We start from the raw sequence: 20,319 nt of genomic DNA, 5'->3' as shown, positions 1-20,319 counted from the left end.
TCACTTCAACTGATCCTCGGTGTAGTAGCCACCCTCGACGAGCAGCTTCTCGTAGTTGTCCTTGTAGACGATTTCGGGCTGCAGCAGGTACGCCGGAACGACCTTCTCGCCGTTGTCGTAATCGGTGGTGTTGTTGGTCTCGGGAGTCTGACCGTTGAGCATTGCCTGAGCCATCTGGATCGTGACCTCGGCGAGCTGGCGCGTGTCCTTGTAGATCGTGGAGTACTGCTCACCGGCGATGATCGACTTGACCGACGGCACCTCGGCGTCCTGTCCGGTGACGACTGGGTAGGGCTGACCGGCGGTTCCGTAGCCGTTGCTCTTGAGCGCGGACAGAATTCCGATCGACAGACCGTCGTACGGGGAGAGCACGCCCTGAACCTTCTGGCCCGAGGAGTACGTCTTGGTCAGCAGGTCTTCCATGCGCTTCTGTGCCGTCGCCGGATCCCAGCGCAGGGTGGCAGCGGTTCCGAAGTCGGACTCGCCACTACCGATCTTCAGAGTTCCCTTGTCCAGGTACGGCTTCAGGGTCTCCATGGCACCGTCGAAGAAGAAGGTGGCGTTGTTGTCGTCGGGCGAACCGGCGAAAACCTCGATGTTGAGCGGGCCGGCGGGCGCGTCGGCCTTGTCGGTGCCGTCCTCGTTCTTCAGCCCGAGGCCGACCAACAGTGAGGTGGCCTGGTCGACGCCGACCTTGTAGTTGTCGAACGTCGCGTAGTAGTCGACGTCCGGGGAGTTGCGGATGAGCCGGTCGTAGGCGATGACACCGATGCCGTTGTCCTTGGCTTCCTGCAGCTGGGTGGTGATGGCGGTGCCGTCCACCGAGGCCACGATCAGCAGCTTCGCGCCCTGGGTGATCTGGTTCTCGATCTGGTTGACCTGGGTGGGAATGTCGTTCTCTGCGTACTGCAGGTCGACCTTGTATCCCTGGCCCTCCAACGCGCTCTTCAGGTTGTCGCCGTCGGCGATCCAACGGGCGGAGGACTTCGTCGGCATGGTGACGCCGATCAACGCACCTGCGGTGCTGCCGCCCTCGGCCGGAGCCTCGTCTGCGGTCTTGGTACTCGATCCGCACGCACCGAGCGTGAGGGTGAGGGCCACCGCGGCCGTAGCCACGGATAGCTTTCGAAACTTCATCGTTTCTCCCTGTGTTGTGAGGTAGACCGTGAAGCGGAGGCCGTCGGGTGGTCCCGTGTGGTTCGCATCACATCAAAACGAAAGTGTGAGCGATAACATCGGCATTGTCAAAGTTTTCTTTTTGCACCCCACGTGAGCAGTGTGAGCGCTAACATTTGTCGCCTACGACTCTCGGCGAAGCGCCGAAGTTGCGGCCCGTCAGTGCAGCTCGTGCACCGACTGCTTACCGCTCTTGAGCCAGCGGCTCGGCAGCCGGCCGACCAGCTCGCCGAGTGGATGCACCGCCGCCGAGAGGATCTCCACGGAATCCTGCAGGATGTCGATCGAGATACTCATACGCTCGATGTTCGGAGCCACGGACGTCAGCGTCTCGGAAAGTTTGACCAACTGGTCCAGCGGCCCGCCCTTGGCCGTCAGACGCTCGACGGCACCGTCCTCGGCCAACATCGTCTCGAGGATGCCGTTCTCCGCGATGGCCCGTTCGATCAGACCGTCCTGACGCGTCAGCACCTCGAGCGGACCGTCCTTCGCCGTCAGGCGCTCGAGGGGGCCGTTGGTGGCGGTGATCCTGTCCAGTAGACCGCCCTCGGCGAGCAACCGTTCGAGCGGTCCGTCCTCGGCGAGCAGTCGGTCCAAGGGTCCGCCGGGAGCGAGAATGCGTTCGACCGGCCCACCCGGAGACAGCAGGCGCTCGAGCGTGCCGTCCTCGGACGTGAGTCGATCGACGACGCCGCCCTGGGCGAGCAGGCGGTCGAGTGGCCCGCCCTCTTTCAGGGCGTTGCCCAACGCGCGGTCGTCAGAGGTGAGCTGGCCGAGCTGGGTGAGCAGCTGCATCGTGCCGCCGCGCGGATTGGCGAGCGACGCCACTCCGGCCGTGCCGGACGCGCCGGTGGCCAACGCCATCCTGGTGGTCGCCAATGCGACCTCTGCGACGCCGATCGCCTGCTCGGCGATGGCCAAGCCGGCCCGTGCGGGCAGTGTGATCGCTGACACCCAGTTCATCGTTTTACTGTAACTGCTTGTAGCCGGGAAAATCAGTGAAGAACCTTCAGTCCCACAACGCAGCCGACGATGCCGACCAGAAGTACGACTTTGAGGAACGACGCTGCTTCGGCACCGGTGATCATCGCGTACGCGACGGTAAGGGTGGCACCGATGCCCACCCACACCGCATACGCGGTTCCGGTGGGCAACGACCGCATCGCGACCGCGAGACCGATCATGCTGAGCACCACTGCGACACCGAAAACGACCGATGGCCCGAGCTTGGAGAAGCCCTCGGACTTACCGAGCGCAGTCGCCCAGATCGCTTCGAGAACGCCGGAAACGACGAGAATCAGCCATGCCATGAGAAATCACCTCTCGGCACCGTCTTGTCGCTGTTCGGGTACGGCGCGCCTCGTCCGATTGTCGGAAGTGACCTGTACGACGGTACCAATTTTTCTTCGGCGGGGACGCGAATTTTCCGGTGTCAGTACGCGTACGTGTTCGTCGGCGGGTCGATGCGCCGGGCCGTCGAGACCGTCATCGTGGGGGTGAAGGCGGTGGCTTCGGTCGCGGTCGACGCGTCGACGGTGCCGGTGAGCTGCAGCCAGGTTCCGTCCGGAACATCATCGAGGACAGTCGAATTCGAGTCCAGGTGAATTCGGATGGACCGCGCGTCGGCCGCGCAGCAGATGATCAGCACACGGGCGAGGTCGAGACCGTCGGTCGTGCCGTCGACGCCCGGCGACCCACCGTTCGCGGTCGCCACGGCGAATCCGGTGACACTGATCTCCCGGCCGTCGAGGCTGTCCTCCGAATCTCGGACGGCCCGCTGCACGACGTCGAGCAACGGGACGTCCGGTGCCTGCCCGTCGGGTAACGGCGGGAAGGGTGTCTTCTCGTGGGTCGAGACGGCGTCCACGGATCGGTCGCCGACCGCCGAGACACCGAGCGCGGGCGGGGCGACGAGGAGGATCACCGCAATCGGCACGAGCAGCAGCCAATACGGGCGCGCGTCGTGATCGTGGCCGTCCGTCGGCCCACCGCGCCGGATGTCGGCAACAATCGAGGCTGCCGCGAGGACGACGATCAGAACGCCCGCGATCAGCAGATACGGATGCAGTGACGGTTTGACGTACCGAACGAAACTGCCGTCGAGCGAGATCTTCACGATCGCTCCGCCGAAGAGGAACAGCAGGACGTTCTGCACTTCGCGCTTCATCGCGCGCCGATCAGGAATCCGCCGACGACCGAGGCGCACACGATCGCCACGACGAAGGTCAGTGGTGCGAACCGGACGACGAAACCGCGCCCGAAGCTGCCCGCCTGCATCGCCATCAACTTCAGATCGACAGCCGGGCCGACCACCAGGAAGACCAGGCGCGGCAGCAGCGGCAGCATCGACATACTGGCCGCGACGAACGCGTCGGCCTCCGAACACAGCGCCAGCAGAACCGCTAATACGGCCATCACCACGATGGCCAGCAGCAGCTGACCGGCCAGGTGCTCGTATACCCGATCGGGAATCACCAGGTGCAGGGCCGCGGCCGCCGCGGCACCGAACACCAGAAACGCCCCGGCCTGCAGCAGGTCTGCGCGAGCCGACTCGCGGAACGTCTCCCACTTCGAGCCTCCGTGATCGTGACCCCGATCCGCCAGCCGCGCGGTGATCCACTCGGCCTTGCCGAACCGCGTCCACAGCCAGCCCATCACCACGGCCGTGGCGAGCGAGGCGAGGAACCGGGCGAGAACCATCGCCGGCTCACCCGGAAAGGCCACCGCAGTCGACACGAGAACGACGGGGTTGATCGCCGGTGCCGACAGCAGAAATGCCAGAGCCGCCGACGTCGGCATTCCCTGGTCCATCAACCGCCGGGAGACGGGAACAGCACCGCACTCGCACCCGGGCAATGCCATCCCGGCGAGTCCGCTCACACCGACGGCCGCGGGCTCGTTTCTCGGGACCACGCGTCGAAGCACGGCCGGGGAGACGAACGCGGCGATGCCGCCGCTGACGAGCACGCCCAGCACCAGAAACGGCGTCGCCTGTACGAAGATCCCGGTGAAGACGGTGGCTCCGGTTCGCAGGGCAGGGGAGGCGGCGACCCACTCGGCAAGGTACGGACCTGTCACGATGCCCAACATGAGCAGAGTTGCGAATACGTGCATGGAAGTGACCGTCGGCCTGCGCCTCGTGCGGCGATCGGTGTTCGCAGGGTGCATCGCGCTCCATCATGCCCTCTCTTCGGGCCCCTCTCGTTCGGGGCTCACAGCAACCTCACAGCGAGAGTCCAGCGGACGAGCAGCAACCCGCGCGATGATGGACACCGTGAGCGAGACACCCGAAGCGCGAGTACTGATCGTCGACGACGAACCGACCATCGTCGAGCTGTTGGCGGTCAGTCTCAAGTTCCAGGGATTCGAGGTCGCGACGGCGTCCTCCGGCCCCGAGGCCCTGGACAAGTCGCGTACCTTTCGGCCCGAGGCACTGATCCTCGACGTCATGATGCCGGGCATGGACGGCTTCGGTCTGCTGCGCAGGCTGCGCGCAGACGGAGTGGATGCTCCGGCGTTGTTCCTGACGGCGCGAGATTCCGTGGAAGACAAGGTGACCGGTCTGACGCTCGGCGCGGACGACTACGTCACCAAGCCGTTCAGCCTCGAAGAAGTGGTGGCCCGCCTCCGGGTGATTCTGCGCCGGTCCGGTCGGACCGAGGAGACCGAATTGTCCCGAGTTGCGTTCGCAGACATCGAACTCGACGACGACACCCACGAGGTGTGGAAGGCAGGCGAGCCGGTCTCGCTCTCGCCGACCGAGTTCACGCTGCTGCGGTACTTCATGGTCAATGCCGGAACGGTGCTGAGCAAGCCCCGCATTCTGGATCACGTGTGGCACTACGACTTCGGCGGTGAGGTGGGAGTGGTGGAGTCGTACGTGTCGTATCTGCGTCGTAAGGTCGACACGGGCGATACCCGATTGATCCACACGTTGCGGGGCGTCGGCTACGTCATGCGGCAGCCGCGGTGACCGGCCTCCGCTCACGGCTGGGGGACATCCCGCTGCGCTTCACTCTGGTTGCTGCCCTGCTGCTGTTGGTCGGGCTCGGACTGCTGGCATCGGGTGTCGCGGTGACGTCCTCGTTGGAGACGTCGTTGATGCGTCGCCTCGATCAGCAGTTGGTCGAGGCATCTCGGGGTTGGGCGCAACCGGACTCCCGCCCACTTCCACCCATCGGCGAGCCCAATCCTGGTCGCCCGCCGTCGAATTTCTACGTCCGGTCCGTGGCGAACGACGGCACCGTACGGGGACCCATCAACGATGTGGCAGAAAGTGTTCCGGATCTATCCGGTGTCACCGCCGATCGCCCGACGACGGTCGGCTCCGAGAGCGACCCAGGGAAACAGTGGCGCGTGTTGACGGTGACCAACAGTGACGGATCCACCACTGTGGGAATTCCGCTGGGTCCCAATCAGCAGACCGTCAGCCGACTGATGGTGCTCCAGTTGTACATCGGAGCAGCGGTATTGGTGGTGTTGGGTGTGGTGGCGTACTTCGTGGTGCGGCGCAGCTTGCGGCCGTTGCGTGAGGTGGAGACGACGGCAGCTGCGATTGCCGCAGGCGATCTGCACCGGCGGGTGCCCCACCGCAGTGAGAGAACGGAAGTCGGTCGACTGTCGGCGGCATTGAACGGAATGCTCTCGCAGATACAGCGGGCGTTCGCGGCGACCGCCGCCTCGGAAGAAGCGGCGCGGGCGTCCGAGGATCGGATGCGCCGGTTCGTCGCCGACGCCAGCCACGAACTGCGGACTCCGCTGACGACCATCCGGGGATTCGCCGAGCTGTACCGGCAGGGGGCGATGAGCGACATCGCATTGTTGATGACGCGGATCGAGGGCGAATCGGCGCGCATGGGACTGCTCGTCGAGGATCTGCTCATGCTCGCGCGACTCGATGCCCAGCGTCCCCTAGAGGTACGTCGAGTAGACGTGCTCACCATCGCCGCCGATGCCGTGCATGATGCGAAGGCCGTCTCGCCCGCACGCGACATCTCGTTGAAGGTATCGGCAGGACCAGGTATTCCGGAGGTCGCCGGCGACGATGCCCGGCTGCGTCAGGTGTTGGCCAACCTCGTGGGGAACGCAGTGCGGCACACGCCCGAGTCCGCGTCGATCACGGTGTGCGTGGGCACCACCGAGGAGTCGGTGGTACTCGAGGTGCAAGACACCGGCCCTGGGCTGGGTGAGGAGGAAGCAGCTCACGTCTTCGAGCGCTTCTATCGCACCGACTCGTCCCGGACCCGTGAGAGCGGGGGCAGTGGGCTCGGCCTGTCCATAGTCGCAGCCCTGGTCGCCGCCCACAACGGGACCGTGGACGCGCGAAGTACTCCCGGCGCGGGTGCAACGTTCCGGGTCGAACTACCCAGGGCTGCAGACTGATCTGCTCACCCGGCCATGGACCGATCCTTCTTGCGTTCGGCGATCTTGGTGTACGCGGCAGCAGCGAGGGGCGCGGCCACGAGCATCGACACCAGCCGGATCACCTGAACGCAGGCGACGAACGTGACGTCAGATCCCGTCGTCGCGGACACGGCGAGCACTGCGGCCAGTCCGCCGGGCGTCGTCGCGAGATAACCGGTCAACATGCTGACTCCGGTGACGGCGGACAGCGCCCAGCCCAGGAGTGCGCAGATCAGACCGATCGTGAGTACGAGCAGCGCGGCCCACGGGAAGATGCGACCGATGGCCCGCAGGCTGGCGACGGTGAAGGCAAGTCCCGCCTGCCATCCGATGACGATGAACGCCAACGGCAGTAGGACTTCCGGGACGGCGATGTCGACGGGCCAGCCGAGTAGCTCGCAGGCTCCGGCGACGATCAAGGGTCCGAGCGTGGCGGGGGCGGGGAGTCGGATCGCTTTCGCGAGCAGGATTCCGACGACGACGGCACCGATCAGAAAGGCCGTGCCGATGTACCACGGTGTCGTCGACGCCTCGTCGCTACCGGACGTGCCACCGGTGTCGGTGTGAAAGGCGAAGGTGACGATCAACGGCATCGTGACGACCACCAACGCCACGCGAAGGTACTGGACCACGGCGACGATGCGCTCGTCACCGCCGAGCTCGCGGGCGACCGACACCAGACCTGTTGCGCCACCGGCAATCAGAGACAGTGCTCCGGTCACCGGATCGACGTCGCGGTGCAGTGCCAGCAGGGCACCGCAGCCGGCACTGACGATCAGGGTTGCCAACCCGACGGTGACCGCGGGAAGCCAGTTCTCTCCCAGCGCAGCGAGGGTGTCGGTGTCGAGCATGAGTCCGATCGTCACCGCCAGCGTGCCCTGCGCTGCCATGGACGCGGGACGGGGGACCGCGGCCGGACCCAACCCGGTCAATGCGAACACCACGGCGACGACGAGTGCGGCGAACAGCGACGGCGCGGTCAGGCCCAGACTCGCGAAAAGGGCCCAGCCCCCGACGGATACGGCCGCGAGGCCGATCCATCGGAGGCTGTGCCGCACTACGGTCGTCACCTTGTCGGCAACATTCACGCTCCGGACTTGACCAGTAGAACCGGAACCGGAATTTCGAGCAGCAGGCGCTGAATCGTCTGTCCCATCAGGAACTTGCCGACTGCCGAGCGGTGCCGGGAGCCGACGACGAGGATCTCGGACTTCTGCTCCTCCACCAGAGTCAGCAGAGTGTTCACGGCGTCGGGATCGGGGCGACCCACCGCCACGGTCCAGGCCACGGCCTCGGCGTTGTCGATGTCGGCCAAGGCGGTCTCTACTGAGGTGGAGACCGCAGCGGTTTCGCCTGCCTCGGCGGACGGCTCGGCCGATCCCGACAGTGCGTGCAGGACGACCAGATCGGTCTCTCTGATCCGAGCTTCTCGAACGGCGGCCGCGAGTGCTGCGCGGCCCTCGGGTGAATTGTTGTGCAGTACGCCAACAGTCATGACGGTGTCTCTTTCAGGAAGGTGGGGGTGAGGGATCAGCCGAACGGAATCTGACCGAGGACGATGCCGACCGCCAGCATTGCGAGGGAGACGACCACCGCTCGCCACAACACCTTCTTGTGGTGATCGGCCAGCGAGACTCCGGCCAGGGTCACCAGGAGCAGGATGGCCGGAACCAGCGGGCTCTGCAGGTGGACGGGCTGACCGGTGATGGAGGCGCGGGCCATCTCGACCGGGTCGATGCCGTACTTGCTTGCGGTCTCGGTGAGCACCGGCAGGATGCCGAAGTAGAACGCGTCGTTGGTCATGAAGAACGTCAGCGGGATGCTCAGGATGCCGGTGATGACGGCCAGGTACGGGCCCATGCCCGACGGGATGACGTTGAGCAGCCACTCGGCCATGGCCTCGACCATGCCGGTGCCCTGGAAGACGCCCGTCAGGATTGCTGCAGCGAGCACCATGGCGACGACGGAGACGATGGAGGACGAGTGCCGAGCGATCGCGTCGCCCTGCTCCTTGACCTTCGGGAAGTTGACCGTCAGCGCGATCGAGGCAGCGATCATGAACAGCACCGGGATGGGAAGAATGTCCATGACCAGGATGACGAGGAGAACGACCGTCAGAGCAGCGTTGAACCACAGCAACTTCGGGCGCAGCGTGTCGCGATTGGGGTCCAGACCGTCGAAGAACTGACCCGATTCGCCGGAGCCGTCCGAACCGCCGGCGCCCGATCCGTTTCCGCCCTTACCGCCCTTGCGGATGCTTCCACCACCGCCGGATGCAACCAGCTCGGGTTCGTAGATCAGCTTGCCGATGCGTCGACGCTCCATGATGCCGAGGTGAACGGCGAAGAGCAGCACGATGATCAGGCCGACGATCATCGACGGAACCATCGGAACGAACACGTCGGACGGGGAGATTCCCAGAGCGGATGCAGCGCGAACCGTCGGGCCGCCCCACGGGATGATGTTCATCGTGCCGTTGGCGAGTCCGGCGACGACAGTCAGAATGACCGGGCTGACACCGAGTTTGAGGTACAGCGGCAGCAGTGCGGACGTGACGATGATGAAGGTGGTCGAGCCGTCGCCGTCGAGCGAGACGACCATGGCCAGAATGGCCGTTCCGACAACGAGTTTCATCGGGTCGTTGCGTACGACACGCAGGATGCCGCGCACCAGTGGGTCGAACAGTCCGACGTCGATCATGATTCCGAAGAAGATGATGGCGAAGAACAGCAGGGCCGCGGTGGGAGCGAGGGACTTGATGCCGTCGGTGATCATGTCACCGATGCCGAGTCCCGCGCCGGCCAGCAGACCGAAGATGACGGGGACGAGGGTGAGTGCGACGACGGGCGTGGCTCTCTTGGTCAAGATCAAGAACATGAAGGCGGCTACCATGAGGAAGCCGAGTATCACCAACATCGTGCACTCCTTCTCGAAATGTGTGAGGTGGGTCCGGTTGGACTACGTGTTGTGACTGAAGTTACGTAACCGGCATCACATGTTCGCCGTTGTGCGCACTACCCGCGCAAGCAACGTAAAGAGCCTTTTGCGCATTGTGCTCGAGCAGCTCTCGCTCTAGCCTTGGCTGGTGCGATTGAGGACTCAAGTGCTGCTGCTGCAGGCCGCGTTGGTTGCGGTCGCGCTGGCAGTGGCGTTCGGAGTATTCGCGATCAGTAGCGGCGAACAGGCCAGCGAGGAGTACGGCGAGCGGGCACTCGCGGTCGCGCGGACCGTAGCCTCCGACCCCGAGGTGCGTTCGCTCGTGGGGCAGTTCTCGGCCGCGGACACCGCGGGCACCGATGCTGCGCCGGCCGGAGTGCTGGCAGGCGGTGCGCTGCAACGGACGGGCGAAAGCGCCCGGGAGCGCACCGACGCACTGTTCGTCGTCGTCACCGACGACCGGGGACTGCGCCTGGCACATCCGGATCCGACCGTCCTGGGGCAACGGGTGAGCACCGATCCGTCCGGGGCGTTGGCGGGCAACGAGGTCGTCGAATCCCAACGCGGCACACTGGGCGACTCCGTCCGTGCCAAAGTGCCCATCCTGGCTCCGGGCTCGGCAGACGTCGTGATCGGCGAAGTGAGCGTCGGAATCTCCACGACGGCAGTGCGAACCGAGCTGGTGAAGGATCTGATCAACGGCGCACTGGTCACCGGAGCAGTCCTGCTGTTGGGTGTGCTGGGCTCGATCCTGCTGGCGCGCAGGTGGAAGCGGCTGACCCTGGGCCTCGAACCCGAGGAACTCGCCGAGCTCGTGCGCGAACAGGAGGCGGTGCTGCACGGCATCGGCGAAGGCGTGGTGGCCGTCGATCCGGACGGCATCGTCACCGTCGTCAACGACGAGGCGCGCACCTTGCTCTCGATCGAGGGGAAGCCGGGAATGCGCGTGGAGGACATCGGTCTGACACCCAGATTGCTCGAGGTCATCGAGATGCCGACGGGCGAGCCGGTACTCGCGGCCGTCGACGAGGTCGTCGTCATCGCGGCTGCGCGAAAGGTGTTGCGTAACAATCGAGATCTGGGGACGGTACTCACCGTGCGCGATCGAACGGACGTGGAGGCGCTGACGCGTCAACTCGACGCGGTGCAGTCGATGTCCGCGGTGCTGCGCGCCCAGCGACACGAGTTCGCGAACCGGATGCATCTGGTCAGTGGGCTGCTGCACGAGGGCCACCCCGATCGGGCGTCGGAGTACATCGACGAGATTCTCGGTGTCGGACCGAGATCGGAGGCGGTCGAGGGCATCGATGCGGTCTCCGACGCCTACCTACGTTCCTTCCTCACGGCCAAGGCGGCACACGCGCGCGAGAGTGGCGTGCGACTGGTGTTGGGGGAGAACACCTGGGTCGGTGGAGAACTGGTCGGACCGGTGGACGTCACCACCGTGCTGGGCAACCTGATCGGCAACGCCATCGACGCAGCACGGCTCGGTGCACGTCGACCTGCCGAAGTGGAAGTCGAGCTGGTGCAGGAGGATTCGACCCTGCATATCGTCGTCGTCGACTCGGGTGACGGCGTTGCGTTGGCGCCCGAGCAGGTGTTCGTCGAGGGAGTCTCGACCAAGTCGACGGCAGATACGCCGGGTGGCCGAGGTGTGGGACTGGCACTGAGCCGACAGATCGCGCGAACCCGAGGCGGCGAAGTGACGTTGGCCGATGCCGGCGGGCAGATCACGGCCGACAACGATCGCGGAGGCGCAGTGTTCATCGCCTCGATTCCCGATGCACTAGTGATCGAAGAGGTGACGCAATGAGAGTTCTCGTCGTCGACGACGACTTCCGGGTCGCAGATCTGCATGCGGCACTGGTGAATTCGCTCGACCAGTACGAAGTGGCCGCAGTGGCGACGAGTATCGCCCAGGCACGCGAGCTGCTGACGACACAGTCGTTCGACCTGGCACTGGTGGACGTCTATCTGCCGGATGGGTCCGGTATCGACCTGGTGCGAGAGCTGCCGTGTGACGCGGTGGTGCTCTCCGCTGCTGCGGATCAGCACACGGTGCGCTCGGCGATGACCGCGGGCGCGTGGACGTATCTGATCAAGCCGTTTCCACGCTCGGCGCTGGTCGATCGCCTCACCGGGTACCTCGGCTACCGCGGCGCGCTCGATCGTTCGGACGAACTGACTCAGGCGGACATCGACGGTGGGCTCGACGCCCTCCGCCCGCGCGCCGCGGCTCCGTTACCGGCCTCGCAGTCGGTCACCCGAGACCTGGTGCTCGACGCGGTGCGCGGAACGGCGGAGCCGATGTCGGCCGGAGAAGTTGCTGCGGCCATCGGCATTTCGCGAGCGACGGCCCAGCGGTATCTGGCCACCCTGGTGTCCAAGGGTCGGTTGCGAATGCAACTGCGGTACGGATCGACCGGGCGTCCCGAGCAGGAGTACTCGCTACCGCCGGGTGCGTGACATCGCCACGACCGCAGCTCCGACGAGCGAAATGGCCGCGGTGAGCAGAGCCGCGGTGTTCCACCCCGTAACCAGAGCGGCCGCGGCATGATCGCCGGCAGGCACGGCAACCACCGCAACCACGGTGACGCCGACCGCGGATCCGACGTAGCGCGCGGTGTTGTTGGCCCCGCTGCCCATTCCGCCGCGTCCGGGCGGGACGCTGGCCACGGCCTCGCGTCCCAGCGCGGCGTTGAGGACGCCACTGGCGACGCCCGCCACGAGCAGTCCCGGCAGCAGCCGAGGCCAGCCGGCGTCCGCAGCGAGGCCCGTCAACATCAGCATGCCCAATGCCACTCCGATCAGGCCGGCGGCGAGCTGGGTGCGGCCGCTGACGGCGGCCGGGATTCGCCGAGCCAGCAGGGCGGTGACGACCGAGGTCGCAGACCACGCGAACAGCAGAATTGCTGCCCCGAGGGCATCGATGCCGAGCGCGGTGCCCACGAACCCGGCCATGTACGACATCAGTGCGATGATTCCGCCGCCTGTGGCCAGAGCGGCGACCGTGGCGGCGAGAAACGGTGGATGCCGAAACAACGTGAGATCGAGCATCGGGCTCGCACTGCGCAATTCGAGCGCGACGAAGGCCAGCAGCAGGAGGACGGCGAGAACGAACAACACGATGGGAGTCATGGCGGTCCACCCCTGCCGCCCCTCGACCAGCGCGGCCAGTAGCGCGCCGATGCCCGTGGCCAACAGCACCGCGCCGACCGGATCGAGGCCGCGCGGGGCGTCGGACATGGATTCTTCGACGCGCAGCTGCGCGACGACGGCGAGCACGAGAGTGGCGATCGCGAGGACCACGTACGCCTCACGCCAGCTGGCCCACCGGTCGAGGAGCGCGGCGAGCAGCGGGCCGAGCGCGATACCGGCCCCCACGCTGGCACCCCAAACTCCGCTGGCCTTGGCGCGCACCGGCCCGGCCGGGTGCGTGTGCGCGATGATGCCGAGGCTCGATGCGACGACCGCGGCACCGCCGAGGCCTTGCAGGATGCGGGCGAGGACGAAGATCAGGGTGTTGGGAGAGACGGCACAAACGATTGCGCCGACGGCCAGAACGGCTGCTCCGAGTACGAAGGTGCGGCGACGGCCGAAGTCGTCTGCGACGGTGCCGGTGGTGAGCAACGCGGCGGCGAGGCCGATGCTCATCGAGCTCAGAATCCAGGTCCGACCCGCTGCGTCCGACATCAAGTCGAGCGCGGTGCTGTTGATCGTCGCGAGCGGAGCGGTGAACGCCATCAGCGTCAACAAGGTGCCCGATGCGGCGACGGCCAGTGCGCGGGTGCCGTTCGTGGTGCCGGCGGGCGTGGGTGCAGTGTCGGTCATCGTCGTCTCTCTGGTCTGGTGATCGAACTGTAAACGGCCATCTTGGTTCGGTCAACAGACTGTACGATCGAGGCATGGCACTCGGAACCGACTACGCCCGCCAGGACTGCCCCTTGGCCCGCGCGCTCGAACTCGTCGGCGAGCGCTGGACCATGCTCATCGTGCGCGACAGCTTCTTCGGGGTCCGACGCTTCGGCGACTTCCAGGTCCACCTCGACATTTCCAAGGCAGTTCTGGCTCAACGGCTCGGCACCCTGGTCGACGCCGGATTGCTCGACCGGCAAGCCCGAGCCCACGGCGGCGGCCACGACGACTACGTCCCGACGCACGCCCTCGAAGGACTGTGGCCGGCCGTCTACGCCCTGAGCTACTGGGGTGAGGAACAGAACGCGAAACCCGCGGGGAGGCGTCGACGATTTCTCCATGCACCCTGCGGAACCGACCTCGGACCGCTCGGAATGTGCCCCGAATGCGCCGTCGCGCCGGGACCGCACGACATCGACACCGACATCGGACCGGGTTACGACCCGGACAACCGATCCGACGCGGTATCGACGCAGCTACGAACGCGCCGACGGCTACTGGCACCCCTGCGCTGAGCGAGCCGCATCAGTTGGGGACGTGAGCCTCGTGCCCGAGGTGGCGTAGCGCTGCTCGAAGCTTGTCGGCAGCCTCGTCCTGTGACTCCGCGGACGGGTTCGGATCCGCACCGGAGATATCGAAATTGCCCATGTCGTACGCCGGAAACACGTGCAGATGCAGGTGCGGCACCTCGAGGCCGGCGATCAACAGGCCGGCCCTGGGCGCGTCGAACGCCGTCCTGACAGCCTGACCGATGATCTGCGCGACGGCAGTGATCTTGGCGAACACGGCACCGTCGACGTCCTGCCACTGATCGATCTCCGCACGCGGAACCACCAACGTGTGACCCTGAGTGACGGGGGCAATCGTCAGAAACGCCACGACGTCGTCGTCCTGCCAGACGAACCGTCCGGGAATCTCACCTGCGATGATCTTGCTGAAAATAGAAGCCATGGGAACAGAATGCCTTATGAGCTGTGCCTCTTGGTCACTCCGCAGGCTGCGCTCCTGTCCTCCATGGTCACTCCGCAGGCTGCGCTCCTGTCCTCCATGGTCACTCCGCAGGCTGCGCTCCTGTCCTCCCAGGTGATTGCCAGGTTCGTCGCAGCGTGGGTCCAGCTGCACACACGAGTGTTGCCTCATGACAACGAACTACCTCGCCCGAGCAGCAGGCCACCGGCCCGGCTCGAACGCAACGGCCACGCTCGAGGTGGTCATCCCGGTGTACAACGAAGAGGCGGATCTCGAGCAGTGCATTCGTCGACTGCACGAGCATCTCGAGGAAAGGATCCCGTTTCGGTCGCGGATCACCATCGCCGACAACGCAAGTACCGACGGCACCCTCGCGGTGGCGCATCGGCTCGCCGACGAGATCGACGGAGTTCGGGTTCATCACCTCGACGAGAAGGGACGTGGGCGGGCGCTCAAAGCGGTGTGGCTCGCGTCCGACGCCGACGTCGTTGCCTACATGGATGTCGATCTGTCCACCGACCTCAACGCCCTCATGCCGCTCGTCGCTCCACTGCTGTCGGGTCACTCGGACCTCGCCATCGGCTCTCGGCTGAACCGGTCGTCACGGGTCGTTCGCGGAGTGAAACGTGAATTGATCTCGCGCAGTTACAATCTCATCCTGCGCACCTCGCTGCGCGCCCGCTTCTCCGACGCTCAATGCGGGTTCAAGGCGATGCGCACCGATGTTGCTCGCCAGTTGCTTCCACTCGTCGAAGACACCGGATGGTTCTTCGACACCGAACTGCTCGTCATCGCCGAGAAGGTCGGCCTACGGATTCACGAGGTTCCGGTCGATTGGGTCGACGATCCCGACAGCAGCGTCCACCTCCTCGATACCGCCGTCAAGGATCTGCAGGGATGCTGGCGCGTCGGTCGTGCCCTTGCGACCGGAATGCTCCCCGTCGCCGAACTGCGTCGAAGCCTGGGACGGGAGCCGCTCGTGGCCGGTGTACCGCACGGAATGATCGGCCAGCTGGTGCGATTCGGCATCATCGGTGTCGCGAGCACCGTGGCCTACGCACTGCTGTATCTGGTGCTGCATCCCATGATCGGGGCACAGGCCGCGAACTTCGCCGGACTGCTCATCACCGCGGTACTGAACACAGCGGCCAACCGTGCCTTCACTTTCGGCGTCCGAGGGCCCGCGAGCGCGGGTAAGCACCAGCTGCAGGGTCTGGCGATCTTCGGCTTCGCGCTGTTGATGACCAGCGGCTCGCTCGCGGTACTGCACGCCTGGTCTCCGGACGTGTCGCGGCACATCGAACTGGCCGTTCTCGTCGTCGCCAATCTCGTTGCCACCTTGTGCCGATTCGTCGCACTGCGGTGGGTCTTCCGTAGTCCGGAGTCCACCCGCCCGGAGTCCAACCCTTTGGGAGAGAACCGATGACCACGACGATCGAACGGCCGTCCGCGGCCGCGCCGACCGAGCCGGCGACCTCCCGGCGGTGGGAACTCCTCGGGTTGACCGCTCTGCTGATCGGCACCGGCGTGGCATACATCTGGGGACTCGGTGCCTCGGGTTGGGCCAACTCCTTCTATTCCGCAGCGATACAAGCAGGTTCGGTGTCGTGGAAGGCGTTCTTCTTCGGGTCCTCCGACGCGGCCAACTCCATCACCGTCGACAAGCCGCCGATGTCACTGTGGCTGATGTCGTTGTCGGTGCGGGTGTTCGGTCTGAACACCTGGGCGATGCTGGTGCCTCAGGCGCTCCTCGGAGTCGCCTCCGTTGCGCTGCTACGAGCCGTCGTCGTCCGCCGATTCGGTGCGGCCGCCGGGCTGCTCGCCGGACTGGTGCTGGCGCTGACACCCGTTGCCGCACTGATGTTTCGGTTCAACAATCCCGACGCGTTGCTGGTGCTGCTGATGATCGCCGCCGTCTGGTCCATGTTGCGAGGCGTCGAATCGGGAAAGACCAAGTGGCTGTTGATCACCGGTATGTTCGTCGGATTCGGCTTTCTCACCAAGCAGCTTCAGGTGATGCTCGTCGTACCGCCGCTGGCCTTGACGTATTTGATCGCTGGGCCGCCCAAACTTGGCACTCGAGTGCTGCAACTGTTCGCCGCGCTCGGAGCCATGATCGTCTCGGCCGGTTGGTGGTTGCTGATCGTCGAATTCTGGCCGGCATCCTCGCGGCCGTGGGTCGGTGGCTCGCAGAACAATTCGATTCTGGAACTGACTCTCGGCTACAACGGGTTGGGCCGACTCAGTGGCAACGAGACCGGCAGCGTCACCCCGGGCGGTGTCGGTGGCGGCGGCGGGTCGATGTGGGGCGAGACCGGCATCCTCCGCATGTTCGACGCCTCCCAGGGCGGCCAGATCGCCTGGCTCATCCCCGCCGCATTGTTGCTGCTGGTAACGGGACTTGTGTTGCGAGGCAAAGCCCCTCGCACCGATGCGCCACGCGCGTCGTTGATCGTGTGGGGCGCATGGCTGCTCGTCACCGGTCTGACGTTCAGCTTCATGGCCGGCATCTTCCACTCGTATTACACGGTCGCACTCTCGCCTGCCGTCGCTGCGGTCGTCGGTATCGGCAGTGTTCTGCTGTGGCGCGAACGACAGCGGTTGTGGGTCCGGATCGCGATGGCGCTCGCGGTGGCGTCGACCGTCACCCTGGCGTGGGTGCTGCTCGGCCGTAGCGCGAGCTTCGTGCCGTGGCTGAAGTGGGCGATCCTGGTCGTCGGTGTGGTGGCGGTGGTGGCAGTGCTGATTCCGGCGCTCACTCGCGGCCGGCCCGCCGCGGTCGCGATTCTCGCGGTGATGTTCGCCGGACTGGCCGGGCCGACGGCGTACGCGGTGGACACGATCGGCACCCCGCACACCGGATCGATCGTGTCCGCCGGGCCGAACACCGGTATGCGCGGATTCGGCGGCATGGGTGAGGGCCGGCGCGGGCAGGGTGGTCTGCCGGGTGGAATGCAGCTGCCTCCCGGTGCACAGATGCCGGCCGGAATGCAGCCACCGGCGGGACTCCCGGGTCAGGCCGGCCAGCTGCCGGGCGGAGCCGAGATGGGCATGGGCGGCGGTACGGGTGGACTGCTCGAAGGCAGCACCCCGACCGCCGAGGTCACCTCGATGCTCGAACAGGACGCCGCCTCGTACACCTGGGTTGCGGCGGCCATCGGTGCCAACACCGCGGCGGGTTATCAACTGGCCACCGAGGATCCCGTCATGCCCGTCGGCGGCTTCAACGGAACCGACCCGTCGCCGACCCTCGCCGAGTTCCAGCAGTACGTGGCCGACGGCCGAATCCACTACTTCATCGGAGGCGGCGGTATGGGTGGCAGGGAGTCGGGTTCCTCGGCTGAAATCTCGGCATGGGTGACCGAGAACTTCACCGCGACCACCGTCGACAACGTCACGCTGTACGACCTGACACAGTAATCTCGCTATCCCCGACGGGCCCCGCATCACGACAGGTGCGGGGCCCGACGGCGTCGAGCAGATAGTCTGATGCACTGTGCGCGTACTCGTCATAGGTTCCGGTGCTCGTGAGCACGCCCTTCTACTTGCGTTGAAGGCCGACCCGTCGGTCGACAAGCTGTTCGTCGCTCCCGGCAATGCAGGCACGGCCACGCTCGCCGAACAGCACGCCGTCGACGTGGCATCCGGTGAGGCGGTGACAGCACTGGCCAGGAAGCTCGAGGTGGACCTCGTCGTCATCGGGCCCGAGGTGCCCCTGGTTCTCGGAGTGGCCGATTCTCTGCGCGAGGCCGGCATCGCCACGTTCGGCCCGTCGGCCGACGCCGCACGCATCGAAGGATCCAAGGCGTTCGCCAAAGACGTCATGGCACAGGCCGGCGTGCGAACCGCACACAGCGAAATAGTCGACTCGCCCGCACTGCTCGATGCTGCCCTCGACCGATTCGGCCCCAACTGGGTCGTCAAGGACGACGGACTCGCCGCAGGCAAAGGCGTCGTCGTCACCACCGACCGCCTCGTCGCCCGCGACCACGCCGCCGAACTCCTCGAAAACGGTCACCCGGTACTGCTCGAGTCGTTCCTCGACGGCCCCGAGGTGTCCCTGTTCTGCCTCGTCGACGGCGAGACCGTGGTTCCGCTGCTGCCCGCGCAGGACCACAAACGCGTCGGCGACGGAGATACCGGCCCCAACACCGGGGGCATGGGCGCGTACACCCCACTCCCATGGTTGCCCGAAGGTGCCGTCGACGAGATCGTCCGTGACGTGGTGAAACCCGTTGCCGCCGAGATGGTGAAGCGTGGCGTGCCGTTCTCGGGTCTGCTGTACGCCGGCCTCGCGATGGGTGCCGACGGCCCGGCCGTCGTCGAATTCAACTGTCGCTTCGGTGATCCCGAGACACAGGCGGTGCTGGCCTTGCTGGAGTCGCCGCTCGGCGAGGCGCTGAACGCGACGGCAACCGGCACGCTGGCGTCACTGCCACCTCTGCGCTGGAAGGACGGCGCGGCGGTCACCGTCGTCATCGCCGCCGAGAACTACCCCGGTCGCCCCCGCACCGGTGACGAGATCCTCGGCTCCGAGGGCGAAGGCGTCCTGCATGCCGGCACCGCTGTGAAGGACGGCGCGGTCGTCTCCGCGGGTGGACGCGTGCTGAGCGTCGTCGGCACAGGATTCGACCTCACCGCCGCCCGAGATGACGCCTACTCCCGGATCGCCGGAATCCGATTGCCGGGCAGTCACTTCCGCACCGACATCGGCCTCGCCGCCGTGGAGGGTCGTATCTCGCTGTAGGTCGATGCCCGCGAAGCAGGTGTGCTGAGTGTCCACTATTTGCCGTCGTGCACGGGATCCCGATCGTCGGGGCTGAGAGTGGACGCTGAGTCCCGTTGCTGGGGCTAGGTGTGTTGAGTGTCCACTATTTGGCATAGCACACGGGATCCCAATGGCCGGGGCTGAAAGTGGACACTGAGCCCAGTTGTCCACAGGCATTCGCGTTGTCCACATTTCTCGCATCGGGCTCCCGCGAACAGTTCTCGAGCACAAAGCTGTTCGACCATGGGGGTATTCACGAGGCAGCAACTACTCGACAGTGGCGTCAGCGCAGGGGCAATCGACTATCGGGCCAGGGTCGGCACGCTGACCCGGCTGTTGCCGGGCGTCTACTGCACAGGAGAGCCGTCGTTCCGCGACCGATGCGTCGCCGCGACGTTATGGCAACCGGATGCAGTGCTCAGCCACCTGACTGCGGCGTGGTGGTGGAACCTGATCGATGACGAACCCGAACAGGTGCACATCACCGTGCCCCGCAGCACGCGAGCGCGGTGCCCTTCGTGGCTGCGCGCGTATCGTCGAACCATTCGGGAGACGAGTTTCGTCGACACCCTCCCTGTCGTGACGATCGAGCAGTGCATCGTCGACGTGTCGGCGTCACTCGGTGGGGCAGCCCTGGAACCGTTCGTCGACGCAGCGCTCAGCGGGTCCGTCAGCAAACGCGGATTGGCGGCGCAATGCGCGAAGTCGGCCGGAATGGCAGGAGTCACCGAAGCGAAGAAGCAGCTGCGACAGTGCTGCCCACGCACGCTCTCCGAACCGGAACGACTGGTGGCCCGCGCACTCACCGCGGCAGGCTACTTTCTCGAGATCAACGCGGCGGTGGGGCAGTACTTCGCCGATCTGTTGGACCGTCGAGCCCGGGTGATCATCGAGATCGACGGCCGTGAATTCCACAGCGCGCCGGGGGTGTTCACCAACGACCGAGTGCGCCAGAACGCACTGCAGCTCGAGGGGTGGCTCGTGCTGCGATACTCGGCCGCGCTGGTGATGACCGACCTCGACGCCGTGGTGCGCCAGATCATCGAGACCGTGCGACGTCGCCGGAAGGCACTGAGCTGAGTGTCCACTATGTGTGGCCGGAGGCGGGATGCCGTGCCTAGCGTGGAATTGTGGACACCCAGCTCACCTGT

At 65.9% G+C, this 20,319-nt stretch carries 19 protein-coding genes and 1 riboswitch; of the genes, 9 read left to right on the top strand and 10 right to left on the bottom strand.

Going from position 1 to position 20,319, the window contains the following annotated elements:
• From chvE to CH268_RS04730, 5 genes are all read right to left on the bottom strand, one after another.
• Nucleotides 1-1,137 (bottom strand): multiple monosaccharide ABC transporter substrate-binding protein, encoded by a 1,137-nt coding sequence (gene chvE, locus CH268_RS04750; protein ID WP_032374214.1) that lies wholly within the window; start codon nt 1,135-1,137, stop codon nt 1-3.
• Nucleotides 1,138-1,335: 198 nt separating this feature from the next.
• The gene (locus CH268_RS04745) at nt 1,336-2,139 is read right to left on the bottom strand and encodes a hypothetical protein (protein ID WP_027495785.1); all 804 of its coding nucleotides are present in this window, start codon (nt 2,137-2,139) and stop codon (nt 1,336-1,338) included.
• Nucleotides 2,140-2,171: 32 nt separating this feature from the next.
• Entirely contained in the window at nt 2,172-2,486 is a 315-nt protein-coding gene (locus CH268_RS04740) for a DMT family transporter (protein ID WP_027495786.1), read from the bottom strand.
• Between the two features lie 13 nt (nt 2,487-2,499).
• Nucleotides 2,500-2,563: riboswitch (guanidine-III (ykkC-III) riboswitch) on the bottom strand.
• Between the two features lie 45 nt (nt 2,564-2,608).
• Nucleotides 2,609-3,343 (bottom strand): TIGR03943 family putative permease subunit, encoded by a 735-nt coding sequence (locus CH268_RS04735; protein ID WP_094662662.1) that lies wholly within the window; start codon nt 3,341-3,343, stop codon nt 2,609-2,611.
• On the bottom strand, nt 3,340-4,344 hold the full coding sequence (locus CH268_RS04730) for a permease (protein ID WP_094662660.1): 1,005 nt from the start codon (nt 4,342-4,344) through the stop codon (nt 3,340-3,342). Before CH268_RS04730 ends, CH268_RS04735 begins: the two co-directional genes overlap by 4 nt.
• Nucleotides 4,345-4,441: 97 nt before the next feature.
• On the opposite strand from CH268_RS04730, the gene CH268_RS04725 reads away from it, so the two are divergent.
• Nucleotides 4,442-5,149 carry a response regulator transcription factor gene (locus CH268_RS04725; protein WP_094662725.1) on the top strand — a complete coding sequence of 236 codons (708 nt, stop codon included), beginning with the start codon at nt 4,442-4,444 and terminating at the stop codon, nt 5,147-5,149.
• Complete coding sequence (locus CH268_RS04720; RefSeq protein ID WP_255182294.1) at nt 5,146-6,558, top strand: sensor histidine kinase; 1,413 nt, start codon at nt 5,146-5,148, stop codon at nt 6,556-6,558. The genes CH268_RS04725 and CH268_RS04720 overlap by 4 nt, the downstream gene beginning before the upstream one ends.
• Nucleotides 6,559-6,563: 5 nt before the next feature.
• On the opposite strand, the gene CH268_RS04715 is transcribed toward CH268_RS04720, so the two are convergent.
• The 3 genes from CH268_RS04715 to CH268_RS04705 are packed head-to-tail and all read right to left on the bottom strand — an operon-like array spanning nt 6,564 to nt 9,495.
• Entirely contained in the window at nt 6,564-7,667 is a 1,104-nt protein-coding gene (locus tag CH268_RS04715; protein ID WP_027495791.1) for an AbrB family transcriptional regulator, read from the bottom strand.
• Nucleotides 7,664-8,074 (bottom strand): universal stress protein, encoded by a 411-nt coding sequence (locus CH268_RS04710; protein ID WP_027495792.1) that lies wholly within the window; start codon nt 8,072-8,074, stop codon nt 7,664-7,666. The genes CH268_RS04715 and CH268_RS04710 overlap by 4 nt, the downstream gene beginning before the upstream one ends.
• 35 nt (nt 8,075-8,109) lie before the next feature.
• Nucleotides 8,110-9,495: a CitMHS family transporter gene (locus CH268_RS04705; RefSeq protein WP_094644414.1), complete on the bottom strand. Its 1,386-nt coding sequence runs from the start codon at nt 9,493-9,495 to the stop codon at nt 8,110-8,112.
• 169 nt (nt 9,496-9,664) lie between these two features.
• On the opposite strand from CH268_RS04705, the gene CH268_RS04700 reads away from it, so the two are divergent.
• Together CH268_RS04700 and CH268_RS04695 are read left to right on the top strand one after the other, a co-directional pair.
• Nucleotides 9,665-11,329, top strand: a complete 1,665-nt coding sequence (locus tag CH268_RS04700; RefSeq protein ID WP_094662658.1) for a sensor histidine kinase — start codon at nt 9,665-9,667, stop codon at nt 11,327-11,329.
• On the top strand, nt 11,326-11,982 hold the full coding sequence (locus CH268_RS04695) for a response regulator (protein WP_094662656.1): 657 nt from the start codon (nt 11,326-11,328) through the stop codon (nt 11,980-11,982). Before CH268_RS04700 ends, CH268_RS04695 begins: the two co-directional genes overlap by 4 nt.
• Here the strand turns inward: CH268_RS04695 and CH268_RS04690 are convergent.
• Nucleotides 11,965-13,347: an MFS transporter gene (locus tag CH268_RS04690; protein WP_094662654.1), complete on the bottom strand. Its 1,383-nt coding sequence runs from the start codon at nt 13,345-13,347 to the stop codon at nt 11,965-11,967. The two genes, CH268_RS04695 and CH268_RS04690, sit on opposite strands and share 18 nt — an antisense overlap.
• A 74-nt stretch (nt 13,348-13,421) precedes the next feature.
• Here CH268_RS04690 and CH268_RS04685 point away from each other — a divergent pair, with 74 nt between their 5' ends.
• Complete coding sequence (locus CH268_RS04685) at nt 13,422-13,946, top strand: winged helix-turn-helix transcriptional regulator (RefSeq protein ID WP_032371363.1); 525 nt, start codon at nt 13,422-13,424, stop codon at nt 13,944-13,946.
• Nucleotides 13,947-13,956: 10 nt separating this feature from the next.
• Here CH268_RS04685 and CH268_RS04680 read toward each other — a convergent pair whose 3' ends face one another.
• The gene (locus CH268_RS04680; protein WP_027495798.1) at nt 13,957-14,382 is read right to left on the bottom strand and encodes an HIT family protein; all 426 of its coding nucleotides are present in this window, start codon (nt 14,380-14,382) and stop codon (nt 13,957-13,959) included.
• A gap of 187 nt (nt 14,383-14,569) precedes the next feature.
• Here CH268_RS04680 and CH268_RS04675 point away from each other — a divergent pair, with 187 nt between their 5' ends.
• The 4 genes from CH268_RS04675 to CH268_RS04660 all read left to right on the top strand — a co-directional run bounded on the left by CH268_RS04675 (nt 14,570) and on the right by CH268_RS04660 (nt 20,248).
• Nucleotides 14,570-15,826 (top strand): bifunctional glycosyltransferase family 2/GtrA family protein, encoded by a 1,257-nt coding sequence (locus CH268_RS04675; protein ID WP_094662652.1) that lies wholly within the window; start codon nt 14,570-14,572, stop codon nt 15,824-15,826.
• Nucleotides 15,823-17,820: a glycosyltransferase family 39 protein gene (locus tag CH268_RS04670; protein ID WP_094662650.1), complete on the top strand. Its 1,998-nt coding sequence runs from the start codon at nt 15,823-15,825 to the stop codon at nt 17,818-17,820. Before CH268_RS04675 ends, CH268_RS04670 begins: the two co-directional genes overlap by 4 nt.
• A gap of 76 nt (nt 17,821-17,896) precedes the next feature.
• On the top strand, nt 17,897-19,147 hold the full coding sequence (gene purD, locus CH268_RS04665) for a phosphoribosylamine--glycine ligase (RefSeq protein WP_094662648.1): 1,251 nt from the start codon (nt 17,897-17,899) through the stop codon (nt 19,145-19,147).
• 264 nt (nt 19,148-19,411) lie between these two features.
• The gene (locus CH268_RS04660) at nt 19,412-20,248 is read left to right on the top strand and encodes a DUF559 domain-containing protein (RefSeq protein ID WP_032374226.1); all 837 of its coding nucleotides are present in this window, start codon (nt 19,412-19,414) and stop codon (nt 20,246-20,248) included.
• Nucleotides 20,249-20,319 lie beyond the last annotated feature (71 nt).

It is taken from the genome of Rhodococcus sp. 06-1460-1B (assembly GCF_002258475.1).
Lineage (GTDB): Bacteria > Actinomycetota > Actinomycetes > Mycobacteriales > Mycobacteriaceae > Rhodococcoides > Rhodococcoides fascians.
This window is presented reverse-complemented; position numbering and strand designations above follow the sequence as displayed.